A 24,459-nucleotide genomic window follows, 5' to 3' on the forward strand; every position below is an offset into this window, starting at 1 on the left:
CGCGCTGAAAACCGCGTATTTTAGTATAATTTTATTAATTATTAACCTTAACGAGCGGTAAACGACCTCCTGCTTATTTTCATCTTTACATCTCATGACCCGTCCGTAGTGTCGGCTGGTGGCGGCAATCGCGGGGAATAGAGTTCATGTGTGCCCAGTTGAGTTCGCTCGGCCATGCGGCGGGCGCTGGTGGGAAAGATGCGTCCGAGACCATGTCCAGCTTCGCGCAACATGTCTATGCGCTGCTTGACCGGACGGAGTACCGACGCTGTGAAAGCGGCGAGGACTTCGAAAGCATTTACAGGCTGCGCTACAATTCCTATCGGATGAACGATCTGGTGCCCGAGAATGCGTCCCGTCAGGTCCATGACGAGTTTGACGAACTGCCCAATTGCCATACGTTTGGAATCTACATCGAGGGGCGGCTGGTCAGCACGATGCGCCTGCATGACGTGTCTGCTGATAACGCCACATCACCAGCGCTCAGCGTATACAAGGACTTGTTGATGCCGCGTCTGGCGGCCGGCGAAGTCTTTATCGACCCGAGCCGTTTTGCCGTGGACGCCGAATGGTCACGGCTTTACCCTCAGATCCCGTATGTGACGCTGCGCCTTGCCGGCATGGCGTGCTTCCATTTCGGCGCGCCTTATTGCATATCCATGATCCGTGAGGACCATGCGGCTTTCTACAAGCGCGTCTATCGGGCGCGACCGATCGGTGATGCGCGGCCCTATGCCGGCGTGATCAACTGTTTTGCGCTGCTTTATCAGGCCGATGTCCTGGCGATCAAGAATGAAACCTACGCTCGCTTTCCGTTCTTCCGTTCGACGCCGATGGAGCAGCGCATGTTGTTCGATAAGCCCGGCGCCGGCGAACTCGCGCCGCTGACCATCCTGCCCACCGCCAAGTATTTTCGCGAAGCCGCCTGAACGAGCCCATGGAGCCTTCCGATCGCTTCGGCGTTCTGGGCAAGGGTGTTGGTAGGTCGGCATGGCCGACATCCATCACGCACCGCTTCGATAGCGATCCGATCAAAGGAACCGATATGACCATTTCCACGCTCGCCCTTACCCCGCTTATCTCGCTGATTGCAGGCGTGCTGATCCTGGTGATCCCGCGGCTACTCAATTATATCGTCGCCCTTTATCTGATCGTTGTCGGCCTGCTCGGTCTGTTCCCGCATCTCGCCGGCTAACGACATCGGCAATAGCGGACCTGCCATCCATTAGGATTGGTATCGCCGCGCTCCGCGCAGCGATTTCAAGTTTTGCTTGAGATTGTTGGCTGCGGCGATGCGGCAATAGCGCCATTGCCCTTAACGCGGCTTTTCGCTATGTGCCTGAAAGATGTCTTCGAAGGGGTATTCCAATGGCTGAACATACGCCGACCGGTCCTGTCGAACTGGGCGCGAAGATGGACTATGCCGAGCACGACCGCACCTATGCCGGCTTTGTGATGCTGGCCAAATATGGGTCGCTATTTTGCGCCGCCGTGCTTCTTGCCATGGCGTTCGGCTTCTTTGTGGGCGGCTTCTTCTCGGCGACTATCCTGTTCGTGCTGATCCTGGCCATCGGCGCCTTTATTCTCCGATAACTCCTCCAACCTTTGTCGAAGGCGCCGCCGCGGACGGTCGGTGTCTTGCGGTAACAGGGTTCCGGCCGAAAGGATCGTGCGGTGGGACAGACGGTTTTCATCCCTCGTGAGCTCGACGCAAACGAGCCTCGCGTCGCGGCCTCGCCCGATACGGTGAAGCGGCTGGCAGCGCTGGGTTTCGACGTAACCGTGGAAACCGGCGCCGGCACGGCGTCGCGCATTCCCGACGAGGAGTTTGCCAAGGCGGGCGCCGCGATCGGCAAAGCCGGCGATGCTGCCAAGGCCGACGTGGTGCTAAAGGTGCGCCGCCCCATGGACGTCGAGCTGAAGGGCTACAAGTCCGGCGCCGCCGTCATCGCCATCATGGATCCCTATGGCAACGATGCTGCCGTCGCAGCCCTTGCCAGGGCCGGTGTTACTGCCTTCTCCATGGAGTTCATGCCGCGCATCACCCGGGCGCAATCGATGGACGTTCTATCCAGCCAGGCCAACCTCGCCGGCTACCAGGCGGTGATCGATGCGGCTGCCGAATATGACCGGGCGTTGCCGATGATGATGACGGCGGCTGGCACGGTGCCGGCTGCGAAGGCGTTCGTCATGGGCGTCGGCGTCGCCGGTCTGCAGGCCATCGCCACCGCGCGCCGCCTCGGCGCCGTGGTCACCGCCACCGACGTGCGCCCGGCCGCCAAGGAGCAGGTCGCCTCGCTCGGCGCAAAATTCCTGGCCGTCGAGGACGAGGAGTTCAAGGCGGCCGAGACGGCTGGCGGCTACGCCAAGGAAATGTCGAAGGAGTACCAGGCCAAGCAGGCGGCGCTGACCGCCGAGCACATCGCCAAGCAGGACATCGTCATCACCACGGCGCTGATCCCCGGCCGGCCAGCGCCGAAGCTGGTTTCGGCGGCGATGGTCGCGTCGATGAAACCCGGCTCCGTGATCGTCGACCTCGCGGTCGAGCGCGGCGGCAATGTCGAGGGCGCCGTGCCCGGGAAGGTGGTGACCACCGCCAACGGGGTAAAGATCGTCGGCCATCTCAACGTTCCCGGTCGCGTCGCCGCCTCGGCCTCGCTTCTCTATGCCAGGAACCTCTATGCCTTCCTTGAGACGCTGGTCGATAAGGCGACGAAGACGCTTGCCATCAACCGCGACGACGAGCTGGTCAAGGCAACCATGCTGACCGATGCCGGCAAGGTCGTGCATCCCGCGTTCGTCAGGGCTGAACAGGAGCCACCAAAGGGCCAACATGTCGAACCACCGGCCATTCCGGCGAGGACGATGGTTGCCGAGGCTTCGGCGAAGCCGGCTGCGAAGAGACCAGCCGCTTCGAGGAAGCCCAAGACCACCGGAGGGATCGCGTGATGGATCAGACTCTGCAGAAAGCCCTCGACCAGCTCGACCAGGCGACAGCTGCCGTGCGGCTCGCGGTTCAGAACCTAGCCGCCGCGCCCGGCACCGAAGCGGCGGGTGACGCCGCTCACGCGCTGTCCGGCGGTGCCATCGATCCCTTCGTCTTCCGCTTCGCCATCTTCGTGCTGGCGATCTTCGTCGGCTACTACGTCGTCTGGTCGGTGACGCCGGCGCTGCACACGCCATTGATGGCCGTCACCAACGCCATTTCCTCCGTCATCGTAGTCGGCGCGTTGCTGGCCGTCGGCATCTCGGCCTCGGGCATCGCCACCGGCTTCGGCTTCGTTGCGCTGATGCTGGTATCGGTCAACATCTTCGGCGGCTTCCTCGTCACCCAGCGCATGCTGGCTATGTACAAGAAGAAGGAAAAGTAGGCCGCTATGAACGCCAACTTCGCTTCCTTCCTCTATCTGGTCTCCGGCATCCTGTTCATCCTGGCATTGCGCGGCCTGTCGCATCCGACCACCAGCCGCCAGGGCAACATGTACGGCATGATCGGTATGGGCATTGCCATCGCCACGACGCTGGCTCTGGCCACCCCTTCCGCCGGCCGCTTCGCGCTGATCGTGCTCGGGCTGCTGATCGGCGGCTCGGTCGGTGCGGTCACGGCACGGCGCATCGCCATGACCTCGATGCCGCAGCTGGTCGCCGCCTTTCACTCGCTGGTCGGTCTTGCTGCGGTCATGGTGGCGGCCGCCGCCATCTATGCACCGGAAAGCTTCGGCATCGGCACCGTCGCCGATATTCATGCCCAGGCGCTGATCGAGATGAGCCTCGGCGTTGCCATCGGCGCCATCACTTTCACCGGCTCGGTCATCGCTTTCTTGAAGCTCGACGGCCGCATGTCGGGCAAGCCGATCATGATCGGTGGCCGCCACTTCATCAACGCGGCCCTGGGCATTGCGCTGATCGTGCTGATCGTGCTGCTCGTCACCACCGAGTCCAAGCTGGTGTTCTGGCTGATCGTTGCCGGCTCGCTGGTGCTGGGCGTCCTTCTCATCATCCCGATCGGCGGCGCCGATATGCCGGTGGTGGTGTCGATGCTGAATTCCTATTCCGGCTGGGCCGCCGCCGCACTCGGTTTCACGCTCGGCAATCTGGCGCTGATCATCACCGGCGCTCTGGTCGGTTCATCGGGCGCCATCCTGTCCTACATCATGTGCAAAGGCATGAACCGGAGCTTCATCTCGGTCATCCTCGGTGGCTTCGGCGGCGAGACATCAGCCATTGCCAACGACGGCATCGAGCGCACGGTCAAGCAGGGCTCGGCCGAGGATGCCGCCTATCTGATGATGAATGCGCAAAAGGTCATCATCGTGCCGGGCTACGGCATGGCCGTCGCCCAGGCGCAGCACGCGCTGCGCGAGATGGCCGACAAGCTCAAGGCCAACGGCGTCGACGTCAAATACGCCATCCACCCCGTCGCCGGCCGCATGCCCGGCCACATGAACGTGCTCTTGGCCGAAGCCAACGTGCCTTATGACGAAGTGTTCGAGTTGGAGGACATCAACTCTGAGTTCGCGCAGGCCGACGTCGCCTATGTCATCGGCGCCAACGACGTCACCAATCCCTCGGCTCGTGACGACAAGTCCTCACCGATCTACGGCATGCCGATCCTCGACGTCGACAAGGCGCGCACTTGCCTGTTCGTCAAGCGCTCGCTTGGCTCCGGCTATGCCGGCATCGACAACACGCTGTTCTACAAGGACGGCACCATGATGCTGCTCGGCGACGCCAAGAAGATGACCGAGGAGATCGTCAAGGCCATGGATCACTGAAAAGGCCTCGTTGCCAATTCACTGCCGATCGTCGAATACAGCTCGGCTCCGCGCCGGGCTTTTTCTTGGCTGTTACCGGTTCTGAAGCTACGATGCCGACCCGTCGTCTTGCAAACGGCGTCATCGTGGAGGTGCTGGTGCCCGACCCTGGTTCTGCTGCATCGCCGGCCGCCGATCTGACCGCAGCAGAGAAGGCGCCACGCAAGCGCAGCCAGGCGGTAGTGGTCGTGCACGGCATGGGCGAGCAGCGGCCCATGGACACGTTGAGGGAGTTTGTCCAGGCCGTATGGAGCCACGATCCGGCCCGTGCACCGTTCTATGCCCATGTCGCCGATCCGGCCGACCCGATGGGTGCGAAGATCAACCAGAGCTGGATCACGCCCGACAGCCGGACCAATTCGCACGAACTCCGCCGGATCACCACGCCCTATGATGTCGATGGCCGCCGCACCGATTTCTACGAGCTTTACTGGGCCGACATCACCCAGGGCACGACCCGAAGCCGCCTTGCTGCCTGGGTGACGACCCTGCTCTGGCGCAAGCCCGTCGATATTCCGCGCGATGTGCGCAAACTCTACGTCGTCACGCTTTTGGCCACCATCGTCGTCCTCGGCGCGGCGCTGGCGCTCGCAACGTCGACCTGGCAAGGCTACATCTCCTGGACGACCGGTGTGCTTGTCACGGTTCTGGCGTCGTTCGTCATCTGGTCGGTGGACCAGTTTGGCTTGCCTTATTTCGGCGACGTCGCCGCCTATGTGCGGGCCGAAGCGGCAACGGTCGAGAAACGGGCGCTGGTCCGCGAGCGTGGCCTCAAGCTGCTGAAGCGTCTCATGATGGACGATGCCTATGATCGCATCGTGCTGGTCTCGCACAGCCTCGGGTCGATCATCGCCTATGATCTGTTGCAGATCTTGTGGGCTGATTTCAGGCCTAGAAAGCTGGAAGCCATTCGCGACAAAGCGCGGCTGAAGGCGATCCACGCCGTCGACAAGGCGACGCTGGCCGCCGATGCCTCCGCCTGGCCCGACAGCCTCAATGATCTCCCCGCATTCCGGCGCCACCAATGGGAGCTCTACCGGCAGCTTCGCGTCGGCGACGCCGATCATCCGCTGCCGTGGAAGATCAGCGATTTCGTCACGCTCGGCAGTCCGCTGACCCACAGCGAGTTCCTGGTGACCTACAACCTCGCCGAATTCAGGCGCGGCATCGCCGAGCGCCTGTTTTCGGCATGCCCGCCGATCGCCGACAGGGCGGCGGGCGGGACCATGCTCTACCAGGAAGGGCGCAGCCATTCCGGCAAGCCGCAGCGGGCGGTGCATCATGGCGCGGTGTTTGCCGCAACGCGCTGGACCAATATTTTCGACAGGGGCAATGGCTGGCTGACCGGCGACCCGATCTCAGGGCGGATGACGGAAAACTTCGGTCCCGGCGTGGAAAACATCCAGGTCGAGCTGCGCGGCTCGCTTGGCCGCGTCTTCACGCACAGGCTCTATTGGTCGCTGACGGCGAGCGGCGTCGAAGTCAATGCGCCGGTCGGCGCACGGCCGCGCTCGCACCTTGCCGTGCTGCGCGATGCGGTCGATCTCGGCCGCAAACTGGAAGCTGAGCTGTAGGCGGTGAGCACGACAATGCCGCGGCGGCACTTCAAGGCAAGGGTCCGCTTCGGGCGTAATCTTCCCGAAGCGGACCGAGTTCGCCTAGTCACCGATCAACGATTGGTCAGGAAAATTGCTTCCTCGTCGTCGCGCTGCCTGCCGCCAAGTGCTGCGGCCGCACTGGCAATGAAGGCGCCGATGACCAGCGACAGCGCGCCAATCAGCGAGAAGGTGGCGCCTGCCTTTCTGGCGGTGTCGGCCGCCTGCTGCGCCTTGACCTTGGCCTCCTGCGCTCTGGCGATTACTGCATCGACGCGAGCGGTGGCATCCGCTTCGGACAGGCCTGTGCGGGCGGCCACCAGCCGCGACAGATAGGTCTTGTCGTCGGCCGATATTTCGCCTGCTGCGGCACTCGCGATCAGAATGCGCGATGCCTGCGCCGATGCCGCGGCGTCGCTCTCCGGATTGGCGGCAGCGAGCCTTGCCGGATCGGCCGGGCGAAACAGCGTATCGACGAAATACGACGTGGCGTCGTTAGTCGAGGCGCCACCAGCGTTTGCGGCAGCACCTGCCGAAGCGCCCATTGCCGCGCCCGATGCCACAGTCGAAGCAGCCTGGACACCGCTGCCTATTGCGGCCGAAAGCGCCGTGCCGAGCACGCCGGCGACGAGCAACGTCGCCAGCGCCCAGGCCAGGAAACCGTGAGCGGTATCGCGGAAGAAGACTTCATCGGTGTGGATGCCGACCCATTTGGTGCGCAGGCGTCCGGCGAGGTAGCCGCCCAGCGCCGACGACAACCACTGCACGACGATCAGCCAGACGGCAGTGGAAACTGCGAAAGTGGTGACTGACGCACCCGAGCCGGACCATGGCGACACCATGCTCAGCCCAAGCCCGGAGCCGAGCAGCATCAAGATGAAGGTAAGCGTCGACGCAGCAAAGGCGCCGGCGACGATTGGCCCCCAGCTGACAGCGGGGGAAGCGGATTCCGTCGGTGCGGAAACGTCGGCAGTCGTTAGGGTGGACGGCATCGAAGCCCCCTACCTTGCAAACAGCATGATCAGAATAATGATCGGAATCGGGACTCCGAGAAGCCAGAGCAAAATGCCACGTCCCATGGATGCCTCCTGCGGCGATTGTGATCAACTACAATGCCTTGAAAGCCTTTCCGTTCCGGCGGTCCTGCTGATCTCTGTTGCTTGCAACAGTCGGCATCGGTGCGCCAAGGCGCACCAATGCACTTCATGCCTGCTGGCTGGGTATCTGAGATCGTGGCTCAGATGTCCAGATTGGCGACCGACAGCGCGTTTTCCTGGATGAATTCGCGCCTGGGCTCGACCTCGTCGCCCATCAGCCGCGAAAACAAGCTGTCCGCATCCGTTGCGTCATTGACCTTGACCTGCAAGAGCGAGCGCACATTCGGGTCAAGCGTCGTTTCCCAGAGCTGCTCGGCGTTCATTTCGCCAAGGCCCTTGTAGCGCTGCATGGTGAGGCCCTTGCGGCCGGTGGCAAACACGGCATTGAGCAGTGCCAGCGGCCCCGAAATGGTTTCCGAGACATCCTTGCGGCGCAGCACCGGCGGCTCGCCATAGATTTCCGCCAGACGCGGCGCATAGCGGTCGAGCTGGCGTGCGTCGGCGGAATTGATCAGCGCCAGGTCGAGATGTGCGAACTCCTTGACGCTGCGCACCGTTCGCTCGAAGACATAGCCGCCAATGCCCTCGTTCGAGGTCGACATGCGGCCGATCCAGCCGCGCTCGGTGTCCTCGGCGATAATGTCGAGACGGCGGGCAACACGCTCGGCCGTCTCATTGGCGCGGCCGAGGTCGGTGAAGATCTCCGGGTTGAGCGCGCCGGCAATCGCTGCCTGCTCGACCACGCCTCTGTTATAGCGGGTGTGCAATCCGTTGATGAGCTGGCGGACAGCCAAGGCGTCGTCGATGGCACTGCGCAGGTCCTGCCCGGCCCGCACCTCGCCCGTGCTGAGCGCAAGCGACGCTTCTTCCAGCCCGGAGCCGATCAGGAATTCCTCGAAGGCGGCTTCGTCCTTGATGTATTGCGAGCTCTTCCCGCGCGTCACCTTATAGAGCGGCGGCTGCGCGATGTAGAGATGACCGCGTTCGATCAGTTCCGGCATCTGGCGAAAGAAGAAGGTCAGCAGCAAGGTGCGGATGTGGGCGCCGTCGACATCGGCGTCGGTCATCAGGATGATCTTGTGGTATCGCAGCTTGTCGGCATTGAACTCGTCCTTGCCGATCGAGGTGCCGAGCGCAGTGATCAGCGTGCCGATCATGTCGGAGCCGAGCATACGGTCGAAGCGGGCGCGCTCGACATTGAGGATCTTGCCGCGCAGCGGAAGAATGGCCTGGTTCTGGCGCGAACGGCCGCCCTTGGCCGAGCCGCCGGCGCTGTCGCCCTCGACGATGAAGATCTCCGATTTTGCCGGATCGCGCTCCTGGCAATCGGCCAGCTTGCCGGGCAGCGAGGTGACGCCGAGCGAACTCTTGCGGGTAATGTCGCGTGCCTTGCGCGCGGCTTCACGCGCGGCCGCGGCCTGGATGACCTTCTCGATGACCGCCTTGCCCTCGGTCGGGTGCTCCTCCAGCCAGGTGCCGAGCGCTTCGTTGACCAGCCCTTCGACCACCGGACGGACCTCGGACGACACCAGCTTGTCCTTGGTCTGCGAGGAGAATTTCGGGTCGGGAACCTTGACTGACAGCACCGCCGTCAGCCCTTCACGGCAATCGTCGCCGATCAGCGCCACCTTTTCCTTCTTGGTCAGGCCCGAAGAGTCGCCATAGCCGGTTATCTGGCGTGTCAGCGCACCGCGAAAGCCTGCCAGATGCGTGCCGCCGTCGCGTTGCGGGATGTTATTGGTGAAGGCCAGCACGTTCTCGTGGTAGCTGTCGTTCCACCACATGGCGACTTCGACCGTGATGCCGTCGCGCTCGGCGCGGATCGATATCGGCTTGTCGAGCAACGGCTTTTTCGTCCGGTCGAGATATCGGACGAACTCTTCGAGGCCGCCATCGTAGTGCAATTCATGGCGCACGATGTCGGCATGGCGGGCATCGGTCAAAACGATGCGCACGCCGGAGTTCAGGAAGGCGAGTTCGCGCAGCCGATGCTCCAGCGTACCGTAGTCGAATTCGACCATGGTGAAGGTTTCGGACGACGGCAAAAACGTGATTTCGCTGCCGCTGCGGCCTTCATAGGTGCCGGGGAGCTTGTCTTGTTCATAACTGCCGGTAACGCGCAGCGGCGCGTCGGCATTGCCATGCGTGAAGCTCATCTCGTAGATCTGGCCGTTGCGGCGGATCTTCAGTTTCAGCCAGGCCGACAGTGCGTTGACGACCGACACGCCGACGCCGTGCAGGCCGCCCGACACCTTGTAGGAGTTCTGGTCGAACTTGCCGCCGGCATGCAGCTGCGTCATGATCACTTCGGCCGCCGAAATGCCTTCGCCGGTGTGGATATCGGTCGGAATGCCGCGGCCATTGTCGGTGACCGTCACCGATCCGTCCGGATTGAGCGTCACCGTGACCAGGTCGGCATGGCCGGCCAGGGCTTCGTCGATGGCGTTGTCGACGACTTCATAGACCATGTGGTGCAGGCCCGAGCCGTCGTCGGTATCGCCGATATACATGCCCGGCCGCTTGCGAACGGCATCCAAGCCCTTCAAAACCTTGATGGAATCGGCGCCGTATTCGGCTTCAACGCCGTTGGCGATGTCGGTCTGTTCGCTCATGAAAACCTGTCTGATTGATGCCGTGTGCAGAGCGCGAAAAATCGGCTTCGAATCGCGCATTTCTAATGTCGTAGATATAGGCGCAAAAGGCGGTTTTTCCAAGGTTTGCAGGCATTTCCGGACGGAATGACGGTCGCGTCGGCCGGCTACTGGCGCTTGGCTTCGATCCTGGCCAGCCGCTGACGCAGGAACTTGATCATGAATTTGTATCGCGGCGCCAACCGCCCGCTTCGGTCGAGCTCGAGCGTCATGTCGAGCGCCTTGGAAAGCACGGCTTTCGGATCCTTAGCGACTTGCGCGTAGTCGATATAGGCGACCACCAGGTCGCGCTGCCAGGTGGCGTTGTCCGGATCGGCCCGGGCAAGTTTCTCGCGAATGGCCAGGCTGTCCTGATAGGCTTGCCGGGCTCCGCTGAGGTCGCGCTGCTTTAGGCGCAGGGTGGCGACTTCGGACAGCGTTATCGACAAGTCACGCTGCCAGTCGGAATTGGCCGGATCGAGCTTGGCCAGCCGCTGCGCAATCGCGTAGCTGTCCAGATAGGCTTTCAGCGCGCCTTTGTGGTCGCCCTGTATCGCCAGGACGCCGGCGACTTTCTCGAGGCAGACGGACAGGTCGCGCTGCCATTCGGTGTTGTTCGGGTCGCCGACGGCGAGCGCGCTGGCCTGCGAAAGTGCCTCACGATAAGCCGAAAGTGCCGCCGGCCAATTCTGCTGGTCGCTCAGCGCATTGCCGATCTTGGCGTTGCCGACCGACAGGTCGCGTTTCAGCTCGGTGTCGTCCGGATCGCGTTTCGCCAGTTGCTTGACGATCGCGAGGCCTTCCCTGTAAGCCGCCAGCGCCCCGGCGGCGTCGCCGCGTTCGCGCAGCAGGTCGCCTATCGTATCGTGGCTGACCGAGACGTCACGCTGCCGGTCGGCGTCTCCCGGTTTGTCCGCCGCCAGCGCCAGCCGCACCTTCAGGCTCTCTTCATAGGCCGCCTGTGCGTTATCCAGTTGGCCTGCGACATGGGCAAGGTGACCGATCTCATCGTAGGTGATGGTCAGGTCGCGCTGCAGTTCGGCACGGTCGGGCTCTCCGGCGGCGAGCTGTTTCTTGATCGACAGACTTTCCTGGTAGACCTCTGCGGCGCCGGCCAGATCGCCTTGCGTCGCCAGTACGTTACCGATCTTGTCGTCGGCCATGGCGAGGTCGCCGAACCACTCCAGATTGTCCGGTTCTGCCTCGGTCAGGCCCTGCAGAATGGTCTTGGCCGCCTCATAGTTTTGCAGCGCTGTCGGCAGATTGCCTTGTGCCATCCGCACATTGCCGAGCTTGACGTGACTGACGGCGAAGTCGCGTTTCACGTTGGGATCGGTTTCATGATGCGACCGCCGTTCGAGATCGGCTTGCAGCGTCTCGAAGGCGCGGCCGGCCGCATCGATATTGCCAACCGTGGTATAGAGTTTGCCCAGCTCGTCCAGCGTGCGGATCAAGCGGTCGGCATCGTCGAGCGACAGCACCACCCGTCCGGCTTCGCCATAAAGCGCGAGCACGGATTCATAGTCCTTGATGGCTGTGGCGTAGTCGAGGTCGGCCCGCGCCGCCCCGCCGGACAGATAGCGCGTTGCGGCCTCGGAGAGCGTGCGGCTGACGAAATTGGCCTTCAGAGCGTTGCGAGAGACATTATCGATCTCGGCTGCCTCGGCGAGCTTTTTGCGCGCCGCATCGAACGCTCCCAGCGAAAGCTGCTCTTCGGCCTGCCGGCGCAACGCTGCCACCCGCAGATCGTCGGATCCAAGCGTCTGCATTTCGCTCCGCACCTTGACGAAGGCGTCGGCTGCCTCACGCAGCCTGGCGTTCAGACTGTCAGCGGAGAGGTGGCCGGTATCGGAACTGATCAACGCGCCATAGAGCGGTGCCAGCGGCATGTCGGCGTCACTGGCGATCTTCTCCACCTCGCCGCGCATCTGAGGCGTCACCTCGGCCATGGCAAGCAACAGGCGTTCGCGCTCGGGCAGTTTCTCCTTGGCTGTCGTGGCAAAGAACAGCTGCGGCAGGCCGCTCTCGACATAGGGCAATTGCTTGCCGCGCGAGAGGTCGTAGACCTCCTGCTGCACGAGCGTCAGCACGGAGCGGATCTCGAGTCCATCGGTGCCGAGATATTTCGTCAACGCCGCGGTGAACGGCGAATTCTGGCCGGTCCCATCCGCGGCGGTCTCGCCGGGCGCTGCCGAGAAGGCAAACAGAATGTTTTCTGCCCGCCCGACGCGGCCAAGACCCGGCCGGACCTTGACGCCGACCTCTTTTGCAAGCGCCGTTGCGCCGCGGCCTTCGCCGCCCGTAGCCGCAAACGGATCGCTGCGGCAGGCATCGAGCACGATCAGCCCGACCTTGCTGGTGGCGGCGACGGTCGTGCGGATCTGCTCCAGCGGCAGGCTGGTCCTTTCCAGCGCATCGAGCGACGACGCGTCTGCATCGACCGGCAGGAGCCGATTCTCGCCGGCGATCTCGACCCCGTGGCCGGAAAAGAACACCAGTACCACGTCGGCGCCTTTGGCATCCTCGCGGAAATCGTCGAGCGCCCGGCGCATGCGCCGCAGGTCGCGGTTGGTTTCGAGGAAGACCTCAAAGCCGAGCTTCCTCAGCACCGTTTCCATCACCTCGCCGTCGTTGACGGGATTGGCGAGCGGCCGGATCAGCCGGTAGTCGTTCTCGGCGATGACCAGCGCAACGCGCCGCTCCGCCACGGCAGCGGAGGCCGTCGAGAGGATCAGCAGCAAGGCAAACAGAAGACGCAAATCGAACCGCCCCGGCCCGGTCGTTTGCCGGAGCATTCCATCTCTTTATGGCATGAGCAAGTTATGGCATTGGCAAGCGCGGCCGTTCGCGTTGTCAGCCGACCCGCATCGGCTTCAGCGCTTCGCTCCAGCGGAACAACTCGTCCAGCATGGTCCTGGCCCCGCCGAGCACCTGCTCGCTGGGCAGGAAGGCGCCGGTCTCGTCGAGCAGCTTCTGGTACATCGGCAGCGCCACGCCTTCCGGGATCGGCATGACGCCGACGGAGGTCAGCAACGGTTTGACTGCCTGCGCCGCTCGCAAGCCGCCGGAGACACCGCCATAGCTGAGGATGGCGGCCGGCTTGTATCGCCATTCCCTGAGCAGGTAGTCGACCGCGTTGACGATCGCCGGAGCGGCGAAATAATTGTATTCCGGCGCTACGAAGACGAATGCGTCGGCGGCGTCGATTGCTTTCGACCAGGCTTTCGTGTGGCTGTTTTCGTATTTGCCGAGTCTCGGATGATGCGGCTCGTCCAGCACCGGCAGGTTGAAGGCGGCGATATCGGTGAGCAATGGCTCGAATTTGCCGTGTTCGCGCGCAAAGCTTTCCAGCCACTTTGCGAAAACCGGTCCGGCGCGGCCCGGCCGCGTGCTGCCGATGATGACGTTCAACTGGTGCTTCAAAGCGGGGCTCCTGCCGGTTTCTGACATCTGTGGTGCTGCCACCTAAGACACGCAGCCGGACACAGCAAGCAGGCAATTTCCGGTGCCCTGGTCACATTCCAGAGAGCGGATGCTTCGCCTTGTCGTCCAGTCACATGGACGCCTGCCTTGCCCGCCACTACATTGAGGTGTCAGCGGAGCAAGCCATGGACAGTCAGCCCGTCCCCTTCGTCCCGCCGGCGCCGAAGCCGCGCACAGCGCCGCCCTCGACGCTGGAGATGATCCGCATCGTCTACCGCAATCCGCTCGAGCTGTGGGGCGAGCCGACCTATAACGAGCCCTGGATTTCGGTGACCGGTATCGGTGGGCCGCTGGTCATCGCCAACGATCCCGGTCTCATTCGCCATGTGCTCGTCGATAACGCCAAGAACTACAAGATGGCGACGGTTCGCCAGCTGATCCTGCGGCCGATCCTGCGCGACGGCCTGCTGACCGCCGAGGGCGAGGTGTGGAGGCGTTCACGCAAGGCGATGGCGCCAGTGTTCACGCCGCGCCATATCTTCGGTTTCGCCGAGCCGATGCTGAAACGCACGCGGGAGTTCGTCATGCGCTACGAGGGCGGCGGTACGTTCGACGTCGCTCACGACATGACGCTGCTTACCTTTGACATCCTGGCCGAGACGCTGTTTTCCGGTGAGATTTCAGGCGAGCCGGGCAGCTTTGCCAAGGAGATCGACCGCCTGTTCGAGACGATGGGTCGGGTCGATCCACTCGACCTGTTGCGGGCACCCGACTGGCTGCCGCGCCTGACCCGCATCCGCGGCCGCAAGACCATGGCCTACTTCCGCAAGATCGTCACCGACACGGTGCAGATGCGCGAGGCGCGGTTGAGGCGTGCTCCGGACACGGTGCCGCAGGATTTTCTTACGCTGCTGTTGAGGGCGGAGGGACCGGGCGGGCTAACCCGGTCCGAAGTCGAGGACAACATCATCACCTTCATCGGCGCTGGCCACGAGACTACGGCCAGGGCGCTCGGCTGGACGCTCTACTGCCTTGCCGAAGCGCCGTGGGAGCGCGAAAAGATCGAGCACGAGATCGATGCGGTGCTGGCGCGTGAGCCCGACCCGACGAAATGGCTCGACGCCATGCCGCTCACCCGTGCCGCCTTCGAAGAGGCGCTCAGGCTCTATCCGCCGGCGCCATCGATCAACCGCGAACCGATCGAGCCCGAAACCTGGAACGGCCTCTACATACCGCGGCGTGCCGCGGTGCTGGTGATGCCGTGGGTCGTCCACCGCCATCGGAAATTGTGGGACCGGCCGGACGCTTTCATGCCGGAACGCTTCCATCCGGGGAATCGTGAAAAGATCGACCGTTTCCAGTATTTGCCGTTCGGCGCCGGGCCTCGCGTCTGCATCGGCGCCAGCTTTGCCATGCAGGAGGCAATCATCGCGTTGGCGATCATGCTTTCGCGTTATCGTTTCGATACCACCGCGCAAACCCGACCCTGGCCGGTGCAGAAGCTGACGACGCAGCCGCAAGGCGGGCTGCCGATGCAGGTTACCAGGCGCGCGCCGTAGGCAACCGGACGTCCGTTCGTGTTATGCGGCGGACTTGCGTTGGAACTGGCCGGCGGCGCGGTAGCGCCAGAGATAGCTTGGCAGGATGGTTCCGATCGAACGCGGCTGGATACCGAGGCCGGCAAGCGTCCTGTTGTCCTTGACGGCGTCATCCGACACGACATTGTGCTGGCGCAACAGCAGGACCTGGTCCTTGGTCAACAATGGATTGGGCAGCAGCCCGAGAATTGATGCCTGGAGGTTCGCCAGCCACCATGGCACGGGCAGCAAAAACCGCCTGCGTTCGATGATGACGAGCAGCTCTTGCATGCATTCCTTGAAGGTAAGCACCTGCGGCCCGCCGAGTTCATAGATCCGGCCGCCCTGGACCTTGCCGTCGACCGAGTGCGCCACCGCCTCGGCGACGTCGCCGACATAGACCGGCTGGAATTTCGTCTGCCCGCCGCCGATCAGCGGCAGCACTGGGGAAAAGCGGGCCATGTTGGCAAAGCGGTTGAAGAAACCGTCCTCCGGCCCGAAATTGATCGATGGCCGCAAGATCACGGCGTCTTGGACCGTCTCAAGAACGGCCTTTTCGCCGAGCGCCTTGGTCCGCGCGTAGTCCGATTGCGCGTGGAGCTCCGCTCCCAGAGCCGAGATGTGGGTGAGGCCGGCGCCGACGGCGCGCGCCGCTTCGGCAATAGCGCGCGCGCCGAACTCGTGGACGGCAGTAAATTTCTGCCGGCCGGCCTCATGCGCGATCGCCACCAGATTGACGACATGGTCGGCGCCTTGCACGGCGCGGTCGACCGACCAGCGCACCCGGACATTGGCCTGCACCGGCTGGATCTGCCCGACATTGCCAAGCGGTTGCAAATGACCGGCGAGATCGGGCCGGCGGCAGGCGACCCGGATGCGGTAGCCGCGCTTGGCCAGCGCCCGCACGACATGACGACCGACAAAGCCGGAGCCGCCGAAAACGACGACGAGCTTTGGGGTCTGAAGGATTTCGGTCATGGCTGGCTCCGGCGGGCTATCCAGATGGCTTGATTGAAGCCGTTTCATAGTCGGTTTCGCGCCAAAGGCAAAGGGCGACCATAGGTCGCCCGGCACTGTTGAAGCATGATTTTCCGGATCCGTTCGAAATGGCAGAAAACGCCGTCGAGGCCCGGCTTTACGGCAACTCCATTAGGAACAGGAACCTTTGTTCGCTAGGCGATTTTAGATGTATGGTTTGATTCCGAATGGAGGATATTGCCGATGACGACAAAACGCGTTGCGATCTTCGCTCTGGCTTTCGTAACAGGCTGCAGCATTGGTGCCCCGGCATTCGCGGCAAACCGGCATCACCAAGCGCAACCCGAACGCTACGTTCCCGCCAACGGCGACATCATCGACATTCTGTTCGGTGGCCCGCGCTACTATGACAACCCCCTGTTCACGACGGCCGCCGAACCCTGCTCCTACAACAGGGTAGGACCGGACGCGAATGCGGTGAACGTCATCAACGATCATCATTGCGGGAAGTAGGCTCGCGCTCCCGGATCGGCCGGCCTCTGCCGCTCATCGTACAAACGAATTTCTTTAGGACGAATAGCGCGCGGCGAATTCGGAAATGCGTTGCACCACGGCTTTCGGCGCGCTTATGCCGCGCGCCGCCGCCTTCTCTGCCGCTTCTGCCCGGGCACGCCCCGGCACATGCACGCCATAGCGCCGCCGCAACCTGTCGAGTTGGTCCTTCATCCGTTTCTCGAAGTTCGGATCGAGCAGCTTGGGCTCGACGGCGAGCACGAACAGGCCGGTCCCCGGACTGTCCGGCCCGCCGCTGAACCATGGCGCATCGAGCGACCAGTTGGCGCCCGACAGGCCCGCAGCCAGCACCTCGACCATCAGCGCGATGTTGGCGCCGCGCTGGCCGCCGAAGGCAAGCATGGCGCCTTTCATGGCGGCTGCCGGGTCCGTGGTTGGATTGCCGCTGGCGTCCAGTGCCCAGCCTTCGGGGATCTTCTTGCCGTCCTCGGCCGCCTTGCGGATGTTGACGAAGGCAGTGGCGCTCGACGACTGGTCGATGACCAGCGGCGCCCCGTCCGTGGTGGGTGCGGCAAAGGACATCGGGTTGGTGCAGTAGACCGGCTTGACCGAGCCCGAGCCGGCAAGCACGGCCGGGCCGTTGGTGGCGGCGAACGACACCAATCCCTGCGCGGCCAGCCGTCCGGTGAAATAGCCGAGCGCGCCGCAGGTATAAGCATTCTTCTGCGAAAAGATGGCGACGCCGAACAGCCGCGCCGCCTTGGCGAGGTCATCGATCGTGCGGTCGAAACCGGTATGCGCTAAGCCGCCGCGCGCATCGGAAAGATAGACCGCGAGCGCCGGCCTGGTGATCACCGGATCGGCGTTGCCGTCAATACGGCCGGCTTCCAGTGCTTCGAGATAATCGATGAAGTGCGACAGTCCGACTGTCGACAGTCCTTCAGCCTCGGCCGCGACGATCGAGGCAGCCAGCGACTGCGCCGCCTCTTCGTTGGCGCCGGCGCCAAGTGCGGCCATCCGGCACAGCCCTGTCGCCTGGTCGAGACTGAGTTGCATGGCAGCTGCCCTGAATTCGCGACTTTAACAGCTTTAGCCTAGCTTGCTCGGGATCCGCGCCTCGAGCCTGCGGAAACCGAACACCAGGATACCGGTGATGGACATATAGACCAACGCCAGAAGCAGCAAGGGTTCGTAGGTGATGAATAGATCCTGGCGCACCCGCGAAGCTACGGCATAGATGTCGACCATAGTTATCGTTGCCACCAGCGGTGTCGCTTTCAGCTGGAGAACAGTTTCACCCGCCAGCGTCGGCAGTGCCCGGCTGATCGCCTGCGGGAGCCATATGCGCCTGAAGATTTTCCAACGGCTCATGCCGAAAGCGCGGGCCGCTTCGAGTTGGCCAAGCGGTACCCCGGCGAAGGCGCCACGCATTACTTCGCCTTCATAGCCGGCATACGAGATCGTCAGAGAAAGAACGGCGTAGGGCCATGCCTGCCTTAGAATGGGCCAGAGGAACGACTCGCGTATCCAAGGAAATTGCGGAAACAGCGAACCCAGTCCGTAGTAGAGCAGCCAGAGCTGGAGCAGCAGCGGCGTGCCGCGAATAATCGTGCAGAACACCTTGGCCGGCACACTCAAGATCGGCGGGCCGATCACCTGCGCAAGGCCGAGGGGAATGGCCAGCGCGATGCCCAGCACCGACGTTACCACAAGCAGCCAGATGGTCCGCCATATGCCTTGCAAGGCCAGCGGCAGATAGGCCGGCAGCCAATCCCAGCGCATGAGGAAAATCGATGCCACTACGACAACCAGCGCGATCAGGATCAGCGCTATGCGGTGCGGCTGCATCCACAGCGAGGCCCGTGCGGCGGCGTCAATGACCGGAGTTTCGGCGGCCATCAATGCGATCCCGCGATGGAGGGCATGCCGCGTCGTGCCCAGCGCTCAACGCGCCCGATAGCGATGTTGGAGACGAGGGTCAGGACGAGATAGAGCGCGCCCGCCGCCATGAAGAAGGTGAAATAAGCCTTCGTCGCGCCGGCTGCCGTCCGTGTGGTTTGGGTCAGTTCATTAACGCCGACGATCGCGAGAAGCGCGGTGTCCTTGGTGGCGATCAGCCACAGATTTGCCAACCCCGGAATGGCGAAGGGCAGCATCGCCGGCAGCGTTATGCGCCTGAGAAGCAGGCCGGGAGGCATTCCATACGCCCGGGCGGCTTCGATCTGGCCTTGCGGAATGGCGCGGATCGCGCCGCGCAAGACTTCGGTGGAGTAGGCGCCCTGCACGACCCCGAGCACACCTATGCCGGCGACAACCCCGTTGATATCGATCGCGGCATAGCCGAGCGCGGTAAGCAACTGGTTGATGAGGTCGGTACCAGCGAAATAAAGCAGCAGGATCAGGACCAACTCGGGCACGGCGCGGACCACTGTGGTGTAAACTTCCAGCAGGTCACGGACCACCGGCCCGCCATAGAGCTTGCCATAGGCGCCGCCGACGCCGATCACAAGACCGACCCCAAAGGAACCGAAGGCAATTCCGACCGAGTTTGCCAGCCCGTGCAGAAGGTTGAGACCCCTGCCGTTCGGCGGTTCGAAGGACAGCAATTCCAGCGAACTGGCTCCGAACATGGTGGCGAGAACGTCGCTCAGCTTATGTCCCCCTGGACTTCCGGGTTGAGGCGCCAATGATGTATCAAGCCGGACGTGCCATCGCGACGATGGCGGCTAGGCCTGCCCGGCTTGATGCCGCTGCCGTCAGTTGGACTGCGACTCGTCGCCGTAGATGTCGAAGTCGAAGTACTTCTTGGTGATTTCGGCATACTTGCCATTGGCTCGGATAGCCTTGATTGCGGCATTGAGCTTATCCTTGATCTCGGTGTCGCCTTGGCGTACGCCGGCGCCGACGCCAGGCCCGAGCACTTCCAGGTCCGGTGCGACATAACCCTTGAGGTCGCAGCACGCTTTGCCTTGATCCGACTTCAAAAATGCGTCGAGCGCGATCGAATCGGCCTGGGTGGCATCGATCCGGCCGGCGGCGAGATCCTGATTTGCCTCGTCCTGCGTCTGGTATTCCTTGATTTCCGCAGCGTCGGTGAAGTGCTTCTTGGCGTAGGCGGCGTGCACCGTGGAGGCCTGAACGCCGACTATCTTGCCCTTCAGCCCCTCTGGCGTCGCATCGAATTTCTGATCCTTGGCGCCGATCACCGCGGTCGGCGTGTTATAATATTTGTCGGAGAAGTCGATTTCCTTCTTGCGTTCGTCGGTAATGGACATCGAATTCATGATTGCATCGATCTTCTTGGTTTTAAGCGCCGGGATAAGGCCGTCCCATGGGACTGGCGTCAATACGCAATCCAGCTTGGCTTCGCCGCAGATGGCGTTGACGATGTCGACTTCCCAGCCGCCCCACTTGCCGGATGCATCCTGCGAGTAAAACGGCGGATAGGCTTCAGGCGAAAATCCCACCTTGATCTGTTCGGCGCTTGCCGAAAATGCACCCGACAATGCGATCAGCGTGGCCGCGAGCACCGTTTTGAGAAAAGGTTTCATTTCTTTCAGTTCTCCCGTTTTTTTGCTTTGACGTTCCCGTCTGCTTTTCTCGCAAGTCATCCAACATTGCGCAGAAACTGCTTCAGTCTTTCGGATCTGGGTGCGCCGAAGATCTGTTCCGGCGGCCCCTCTTCCTCGACCAGCCCATTATGGAGGTAGACGACATGCGTCGCGACCTCGCGGGCAAACTTCATCTCATGGGTGACCAGCACCATGGTGCGGCCTTCGCGCGCCAGGTCGCCGATCACCTTCAGCACCTCACCGACCAGCTCCGGGTCGAGCGCCGAGGTCGGCTCATCGAACAGCATGACGCGCGGATTGATGGCCAGCGCCCTGGCGATCGCGGCGCGCTGTTGTTGGCCGCCCGACAGATAGGCGGGATAGACGTCGCGTTTTTCGGCAAGGCCGACGCGGGCGAGCAGCTTTTCCGCCTCGCCGATCGCCACATCGCGCCTGACGCCGAGCACATGCACGGGAACCTCGATGACGTTCTCGATCAACGTCATGTGGCTCCACAGATTGAAATTCTGGAAGACCATGCCGAGCTTGGAGCGGATGCGTTCGATCTGCTTGCGGTCGGCGGGCACGGTGTGACCGTGGCTGTCGGCCTTCAACCGGATCTGCTCGCCATTGACGCGGATGATGCCGCTGGTCGGGTTCTCCAGGCAGTTGATGCAGCGCAGCAGCGTGGATTTGCCCGAGCCTGAGCCGCCGATGATGGCGATCACCTCGCCGTCGCGCGCCGACAGCGAAACGCCCTTCAGTACGTGCAGGTTGCCGAAATTCTTGTGCAGGTTCTCGACGTGGATGGCTTCGGCAGCGCCGTTCTGCGCCGGATGCTTCAGGGCGGTGACGGGCGCTGTCATCGTCGCGGCGCCCCGCGGAGCAACCGAGGCAGTCCTTGCTGGAATTTTTTACCCATTACCCGTCACTGGACAGCGTTCCGATTCTCAAGATGGACCGTTCCGCTTGCCTCCGTCAACCGCAGTTTTTGGACCATTGATCACCGCCTGCCGAGTGGCTATTGGCAGGAGGGGCGCGTTTCAGGAGAATTTAGTGGTCAAAGCATACGGGTCGCAGTCGATGGCCGGGACGCTGCAGCGCGTGCTGATGCGCTCCGCCGCCAGCGCCATGCGTCGGGCCGAAGCGCTGGATTGGCACTATGGCCCCGGCTTCGATCCGCAAAAAGCGGCGGCCCAGCATGATGCGCTGGCCAGGCTGATTTCTGTCTCAGGCGCCGAAATCGAATGGCTGAGCGACGCCGATGACGGGCTTGCCGATTCGGTCTTCACCCACGATCCCTCGCTGATGACCGACCACGGCGCGGTTATCCTCGCTATGGGCAAGGCGCTGCGCCGGCCCGAGCCAGGCCTGCACGAGGCAGCCTATGGGCGCATGGGCATCCCCATCCTTGGCCGTATCGAGGCTCCCGGCCAGGTCGAGGGCGGCGACTGCGTGTGGGTGGATGCAAACACGCTGGCCGTCGGCCGCGGCGTGCGCACCAATCAGCTCGGCATCCAGCAGCTCGCCAACCTGCTTTCGCCCAAGGGTATCCAGGTCTACGGCTTCGACCTGCCGCTCTGGCAAGGCGAGGAGGCCTGCCTGCACCTGATGTCGGTGATCAGCCCGCTCGCCGACGATCTGGCGCTGGTCTATGCGCCCCTCCTGCCGGTCGCCTTCCACCAAATGCTGCGCGAACGCGGCATTCGGCTGGTCGAGGGCGACGCCGACGAATTCTTCGCCTCGAATGGGCTCAGCCTCAACGTCCTGCCGACCGCGCCGCGCCAGGTTATCGCCGTTGCCGGTTTTCCGAAGACGGCGGCTGCCATGCAGGCCGCTGGCTGTACGGTCTCGACATTCGAGGCCGATGCGCTGTGCATTGCCTGCGAGGGCGGCCCGACCTGCCTCACACGCCCGGTGCTAAGACAATGACGACCATCGGCGAAGCGCTCATCACCTTGCTCGAAGCGCACGGCGTCGACATAGTCTTCGGCATTCCCGGCGTACACACGGTCGAGCTCTATCGCGGGCTTGCGCGGTCGAAGATCCGTCACGTCACGCCGCGCCACGAGCAGGGCGCCGGCTTCATGGCTGATGGCTATGCGCGCGCCAGCGGCAGGCCCGGCATCGCCTTCGTCATCACCGGGCCGGGGCTGACCAACACCATCACCGCCATGGGCCAGGCGCGCGCCGATTCGGTGCCGATGCTGGTAATCTCGGGCGTCAACGCCACACCGACGCTGGGCAAAGGCCTTGGCCATCTGCATGAACTGCCAGACCAGCGCGGCATGATGGAGAAGGTGGCGCTGTTTTCGCACCGTGTCACCGACGCCGGCGAGCTGCCCGGCGTGCTCGCCCGCGCCTTTGCGCTGTTTTCATCCTCGCGTCCGGGTCCGGTGCATATCGAGATCCCGACCGATGTCATGAGCCTGCCTGGCAACAGCATCGTGCCGTTGCTGCGGAATTCAGCGCCGCCCGAGCCGGATGTGGCGGCGATTGCCGCGGCGGCAAGGCTATGCGCGTCCGCCCGCCGGCCGCTTATCCTGGCCGGCGGCGGCGCCAAAGCGGCCGAAGCACCGTTGCAGCGCCTTGCCGAGAGGTTGGGAGCGCCGGTCGTCCAGACCGCCAATGCGCGCGGCCTGCTCTATCGCCATCCGCTTGGCGTGCCGGCCAGCCCCAGCCTGAAGGCGGTGCGTGCGCTGATGGCCGGCGCCGATCTGGTCATTGCCGCCGGCACCGAATTCGGTCCGACCGACTATGATGGCTATGGCGACGGCGGTTTTGTCCTGCCTGCCAATCTGATCCGCATCGATATCGGCGCCGACCAGCTTGCCCGCCGGCCGGCCCGGATTTCGATCCAGGCCGATTGCGGTGCAGCGCTCGAGGCGCTGGGTGCCGAACTCGGCACGGGCCAGGCGCAATCGGTCGACGGCGCCGCTCGCGCCGCCGCGACGCGGCAAGCGGCCTTTGCCGAGATCGGCCCGGCTATGCAGGCGCAACTGCGCGCCGTCGAGACGATCCGCGATGCGCTGCCTGGCGCGATCATCGTCGGCGATTCGACCCAGCCGGTCTACGCCGCCAACCTCTATTACGATCATGACCGGCCGGGCGGCTGGTTCAACGCGGCCACCGGCTTCGGCGCGCTCGGCTATGGCCCGGCGGCGGCGATCGGCGCCGTCCTTGCCAGGCCTGAGGCGCCGGTCGTTTGCCTCACCGGCGACGGCGGCTTCCAGTTCACCCTGCCGGAACTGGGCGCCGCGCTCGACGCTGCGGCGCCGGTGATCTTCGCCGTCTGGAACAATCGCGGCTACCGCGAGATCGAAACCTCGATGCTCGACGTCGGCGTCGAGCCGGTCGGCGTCTCCCCGGCACCGCCGGATTTCTGCAAATTGGCCGAAGCCTACGGCATTGCCGCCGAGCGGATTTCCGGCGCCGGCGGCTTGGCGGACGCGCTTGGGCGCGCGCGGGCGACTGGACGACCTTACGTCATAGAGATTTCGGTTGAGTGATCGCGCGAAAGGCGCGACCTTCCGGATCGGCGGCGCGCAATGACGGAGCGGTCGAATATGACGGAAACACTGGACGGCAGACATATCGTGGTGACCGGCGGCACCGGTGCCCTTGGCGGCGCGGTCGTAGGGAACCTGCTGGAGCAGGGCGCGATCTGCCATGTGCCCAACGCTCACGCTGCCGCGCCTGCACATTTCCCCTTCCCGGCGCATGACCGCGTCAGGTTGGCGCATAACGTCGACCTCGCCGACCCTGCCAAGGTCGACGCCTTCTATGCCAGCGTTCCGAATTTATGGGCATCGGTGCATCTGGCCGGCGGCTTCACCGCCGCGCCGGTCGAGAAGATCGAGCCCGCCTCCTTCGCCGAGATGATGGACACCAACGCCCGCACCACCTTCCTGTGCTGCCGCGCGGCGATACGCTCGATGCTGGAATCTTCCGTGCCGGGCCGCATCGTCAATGTCACCGCGCGAGCCGGGCTCGATCCGCGGCGCGGCTCCGGCAAGGTGGCCTACGCCGCCGCCAAGGCGGCAGTCGCCGCGATGACCGTGGCGATGGCCGAAGAGCTGAAGGGCAACGGCATTCTGGTCAACGCCGTGGCGCCCTCGACGCTCGACACGCCGGCCAACCGGGCTGACATGCCGAACGCAGATTTCAGCAGATGGGTCAGCCTTGAAGCGGCCGCCGAGGCCATTGCCTATCTCGCCTCGCCGGCCAACATGGCCATCAGCGGCACGCTGGTGCCGCTTTACGGCAGGGCCTGAGCCTGCG

The 24,459-nt window shown here is 63.5% G+C and carries 22 protein-coding genes; 12 read left to right on the top strand and 10 right to left on the bottom strand.

Annotated elements, in window-relative coordinates:
* Positions 1-158 precede the first annotated feature (158 nt).
* The 7 genes from NKH42_RS02840 to NKH42_RS02870 all read left to right on the top strand — a co-directional run bounded on the left by NKH42_RS02840 (position 159) and on the right by NKH42_RS02870 (position 6,388).
* Positions 159-929, top strand: coding sequence for an N-acyl amino acid synthase FeeM domain-containing protein (locus tag NKH42_RS02840; RefSeq protein ID WP_502896201.1), 771 nt, complete (start codon positions 159-161; stop codon positions 927-929).
* A 116-nt stretch (positions 930-1,045) separates the two neighbouring features.
* Positions 1,046-1,195: a DUF3096 domain-containing protein gene (locus NKH42_RS02845; protein ID WP_352480107.1), complete on the top strand. Its 150-nt coding sequence runs from the start codon at positions 1,046-1,048 to the stop codon at positions 1,193-1,195.
* A gap of 173 nt (positions 1,196-1,368) precedes the next feature.
* Positions 1,369-1,593, top strand: coding sequence for an aa3-type cytochrome c oxidase subunit IV (locus tag NKH42_RS02850; RefSeq protein WP_254816044.1), 225 nt, complete (start codon positions 1,369-1,371; stop codon positions 1,591-1,593).
* Between the two features lie 81 nt (positions 1,594-1,674).
* Positions 1,675-2,949 (top strand): Re/Si-specific NAD(P)(+) transhydrogenase subunit alpha, encoded by a 1,275-nt coding sequence (locus tag NKH42_RS02855; protein ID WP_352686627.1) that lies wholly within the window; start codon positions 1,675-1,677, stop codon positions 2,947-2,949.
* Positions 2,949-3,371 (top strand): NAD(P) transhydrogenase subunit alpha part 2, encoded by a 423-nt coding sequence (locus NKH42_RS02860; RefSeq protein ID WP_302893582.1) that lies wholly within the window; start codon positions 2,949-2,951, stop codon positions 3,369-3,371. Before NKH42_RS02855 ends, NKH42_RS02860 begins: the two co-directional genes overlap by 1 nt.
* A gap of 6 nt (positions 3,372-3,377) precedes the next feature.
* Positions 3,378-4,775: an NAD(P)(+) transhydrogenase (Re/Si-specific) subunit beta gene (locus NKH42_RS02865; protein WP_352480092.1), complete on the top strand. Its 1,398-nt coding sequence runs from the start codon at positions 3,378-3,380 to the stop codon at positions 4,773-4,775.
* A 92-nt stretch (positions 4,776-4,867) separates the two neighbouring features.
* Entirely contained in the window at positions 4,868-6,388 is a 1,521-nt protein-coding gene (locus NKH42_RS02870) for a hypothetical protein (protein ID WP_352505879.1), read from the top strand.
* 95 nt (positions 6,389-6,483) lie between these two features.
* Here the strand turns inward: NKH42_RS02870 and NKH42_RS02875 are convergent, their stop codons facing one another.
* The 4 genes from NKH42_RS02875 to NKH42_RS02890 all read right to left on the bottom strand — a co-directional run bounded on the left by NKH42_RS02875 (position 6,484) and on the right by NKH42_RS02890 (position 13,559).
* The gene (locus NKH42_RS02875) at positions 6,484-7,401 is read right to left on the bottom strand and encodes a hypothetical protein (RefSeq protein ID WP_352480094.1); all 918 of its coding nucleotides are present in this window, start codon (positions 7,399-7,401) and stop codon (positions 6,484-6,486) included.
* A gap of 245 nt (positions 7,402-7,646) precedes the next feature.
* The gene (gene gyrB, locus NKH42_RS02880) at positions 7,647-10,118 is read right to left on the bottom strand and encodes a DNA topoisomerase (ATP-hydrolyzing) subunit B (protein ID WP_352505878.1); all 2,472 of its coding nucleotides are present in this window, start codon (positions 10,116-10,118) and stop codon (positions 7,647-7,649) included.
* 146 nt (positions 10,119-10,264) lie between these two features.
* The gene (locus NKH42_RS02885; protein WP_352751862.1) at positions 10,265-12,931 is read right to left on the bottom strand and encodes a caspase family protein; all 2,667 of its coding nucleotides are present in this window, start codon (positions 12,929-12,931) and stop codon (positions 10,265-10,267) included.
* Positions 12,932-12,989: 58 nt separating this feature from the next.
* The gene (locus tag NKH42_RS02890) at positions 12,990-13,559 is read right to left on the bottom strand and encodes an NADPH-dependent FMN reductase (protein WP_352505876.1); all 570 of its coding nucleotides are present in this window, start codon (positions 13,557-13,559) and stop codon (positions 12,990-12,992) included.
* A 185-nt stretch (positions 13,560-13,744) separates the two neighbouring features.
* Between NKH42_RS02890 and NKH42_RS02895 the strand changes: the two genes are divergently transcribed.
* Complete coding sequence (locus tag NKH42_RS02895; protein ID WP_352505875.1) at positions 13,745-15,118, top strand: cytochrome P450; 1,374 nt, start codon at positions 13,745-13,747, stop codon at positions 15,116-15,118.
* 21 nt (positions 15,119-15,139) lie between these two features.
* Here NKH42_RS02895 and NKH42_RS02900 read toward each other — a convergent pair whose 3' ends face one another.
* On the bottom strand, positions 15,140-16,114 hold the full coding sequence (locus NKH42_RS02900) for a complex I NDUFA9 subunit family protein (RefSeq protein ID WP_352505874.1): 975 nt from the start codon (positions 16,112-16,114) through the stop codon (positions 15,140-15,142).
* A gap of 243 nt (positions 16,115-16,357) precedes the next feature.
* On the opposite strand from NKH42_RS02900, the gene NKH42_RS02905 reads away from it, so the two are divergent.
* A complete protein-coding gene (locus NKH42_RS02905; protein ID WP_352505873.1) occupies positions 16,358-16,627 on the top strand; it encodes a hypothetical protein in 270 nt (89 codons plus the stop codon).
* A 54-nt stretch (positions 16,628-16,681) separates the two neighbouring features.
* Here the strand turns inward: NKH42_RS02905 and NKH42_RS02910 are convergent, their stop codons facing one another.
* From NKH42_RS02910 to NKH42_RS02930, 5 genes are all read right to left on the bottom strand, one after another.
* Positions 16,682-17,683, bottom strand: a complete 1,002-nt coding sequence (locus NKH42_RS02910; RefSeq protein ID WP_352686637.1) for an Ldh family oxidoreductase — start codon at positions 17,681-17,683, stop codon at positions 16,682-16,684.
* A gap of 33 nt (positions 17,684-17,716) precedes the next feature.
* Entirely contained in the window at positions 17,717-18,526 is an 810-nt protein-coding gene (locus NKH42_RS02915; RefSeq protein ID WP_254816057.1) for an ABC transporter permease, read from the bottom strand.
* A complete protein-coding gene (locus NKH42_RS02920; protein ID WP_254816058.1) occupies positions 18,526-19,257 on the bottom strand; it encodes an ABC transporter permease in 732 nt (243 codons plus the stop codon). The genes NKH42_RS02915 and NKH42_RS02920 overlap by 1 nt, the downstream gene beginning before the upstream one ends.
* A gap of 126 nt (positions 19,258-19,383) precedes the next feature.
* The gene (locus NKH42_RS02925) at positions 19,384-20,178 is read right to left on the bottom strand and encodes a transporter substrate-binding domain-containing protein (protein ID WP_352509795.1); all 795 of its coding nucleotides are present in this window, start codon (positions 20,176-20,178) and stop codon (positions 19,384-19,386) included.
* 56 nt (positions 20,179-20,234) lie between these two features.
* Complete coding sequence (locus tag NKH42_RS02930; protein ID WP_352509793.1) at positions 20,235-21,044, bottom strand: ABC transporter ATP-binding protein; 810 nt, start codon at positions 21,042-21,044, stop codon at positions 20,235-20,237.
* A gap of 217 nt (positions 21,045-21,261) precedes the next feature.
* On the opposite strand from NKH42_RS02930, the gene NKH42_RS02935 reads away from it, so the two are divergent.
* Genes NKH42_RS02935 through NKH42_RS02945 form a run of 3 tightly spaced genes read left to right on the top strand, consistent with a single transcriptional unit; the run spans position 21,262 to position 24,452 of the window.
* Positions 21,262-22,110 (top strand): dimethylarginine dimethylaminohydrolase family protein, encoded by an 849-nt coding sequence (locus NKH42_RS02935; RefSeq protein WP_352509798.1) that lies wholly within the window; start codon positions 21,262-21,264, stop codon positions 22,108-22,110.
* A complete protein-coding gene (locus tag NKH42_RS02940) occupies positions 22,107-23,687 on the top strand; it encodes a 5-guanidino-2-oxopentanoate decarboxylase (RefSeq protein WP_352509792.1) in 1,581 nt (526 codons plus the stop codon). Before NKH42_RS02935 ends, NKH42_RS02940 begins: the two co-directional genes overlap by 4 nt.
* A 57-nt stretch (positions 23,688-23,744) precedes the next feature.
* On the top strand, positions 23,745-24,452 hold the full coding sequence (locus NKH42_RS02945; RefSeq protein ID WP_352480696.1) for an SDR family NAD(P)-dependent oxidoreductase: 708 nt from the start codon (positions 23,745-23,747) through the stop codon (positions 24,450-24,452).
* Positions 24,453-24,459: the final 7 nt, after the last annotated feature.

It is taken from the genome of Mesorhizobium sp. M1142 (assembly GCF_040318565.1).
Classification (GTDB): Bacteria; Pseudomonadota; Alphaproteobacteria; order Rhizobiales; family Rhizobiaceae; genus Mesorhizobium.

What these genes read in the sequence shown, in the direction of transcription:
- NKH42_RS02845 (WP_352480107.1), top strand. Translation starts at nt 1,046, where the DNA reads ATGACCATTTCCACGCTCGCCCTTACCCCGCTTATCTCGCTGATTGCA.
- NKH42_RS02850 (WP_254816044.1), top strand. Translation starts at nt 1,369, where the DNA reads ATGGCTGAACATACGCCGACCGGTCCTGTCGAACTGGGCGCGAAGATG.
- NKH42_RS02860 (WP_302893582.1), top strand. Translation starts at nt 2,949, where the DNA reads ATGGATCAGACTCTGCAGAAAGCCCTCGACCAGCTCGACCAGGCGACA.
- NKH42_RS02865 (WP_352480092.1), top strand. Translation starts at nt 3,378, where the DNA reads ATGAACGCCAACTTCGCTTCCTTCCTCTATCTGGTCTCCGGCATCCTG.
- NKH42_RS02870 (WP_352505879.1), top strand. Translation starts at nt 4,868, where the DNA reads ATGCCGACCCGTCGTCTTGCAAACGGCGTCATCGTGGAGGTGCTGGTG.
- NKH42_RS02875 (WP_352480094.1), bottom strand. Translation starts at nt 7,401, where the DNA reads ATGCCGTCCACCCTAACGACTGCCGACGTTTCCGCACCGACGGAATCC.
- gyrB (WP_352505878.1), bottom strand. Translation starts at nt 10,118, where the DNA reads ATGAGCGAACAGACCGACATCGCCAACGGCGTTGAAGCCGAATACGGC.
- NKH42_RS02885 (WP_352751862.1), bottom strand. Translation starts at nt 12,931, where the DNA reads ATGCTCCGGCAAACGACCGGGCCGGGGCGGTTCGATTTGCGTCTTCTG.
- NKH42_RS02895 (WP_352505875.1), top strand. Translation starts at nt 13,745, where the DNA reads ATGGACAGTCAGCCCGTCCCCTTCGTCCCGCCGGCGCCGAAGCCGCGC.
- NKH42_RS02900 (WP_352505874.1), bottom strand. Translation starts at nt 16,114, where the DNA reads ATGACCGAAATCCTTCAGACCCCAAAGCTCGTCGTCGTTTTCGGCGGC.
- NKH42_RS02905 (WP_352505873.1), top strand. Translation starts at nt 16,358, where the DNA reads ATGACGACAAAACGCGTTGCGATCTTCGCTCTGGCTTTCGTAACAGGC.
- NKH42_RS02910 (WP_352686637.1), bottom strand. Translation starts at nt 17,683, where the DNA reads ATGCAACTCAGTCTCGACCAGGCGACAGGGCTGTGCCGGATGGCCGCA.
- NKH42_RS02915 (WP_254816057.1), bottom strand. Translation starts at nt 18,526, where the DNA reads ATGGCCGCCGAAACTCCGGTCATTGACGCCGCCGCACGGGCCTCGCTG.
- NKH42_RS02920 (WP_254816058.1), bottom strand. Translation starts at nt 19,257, where the DNA reads ATGTTCGGAGCCAGTTCGCTGGAATTGCTGTCCTTCGAACCGCCGAAC.
- NKH42_RS02925 (WP_352509795.1), bottom strand. Translation starts at nt 20,178, where the DNA reads ATGAAACCTTTTCTCAAAACGGTGCTCGCGGCCACGCTGATCGCATTG.
- NKH42_RS02930 (WP_352509793.1), bottom strand. Translation starts at nt 21,044, where the DNA reads ATGACAGCGCCCGTCACCGCCCTGAAGCATCCGGCGCAGAACGGCGCT.
- NKH42_RS02935 (WP_352509798.1), top strand. Translation starts at nt 21,262, where the DNA reads ATGGCCGGGACGCTGCAGCGCGTGCTGATGCGCTCCGCCGCCAGCGCC.
- NKH42_RS02940 (WP_352509792.1), top strand. Translation starts at nt 22,107, where the DNA reads ATGACGACCATCGGCGAAGCGCTCATCACCTTGCTCGAAGCGCACGGC.
- NKH42_RS02945 (WP_352480696.1), top strand. Translation starts at nt 23,745, where the DNA reads ATGACGGAAACACTGGACGGCAGACATATCGTGGTGACCGGCGGCACC.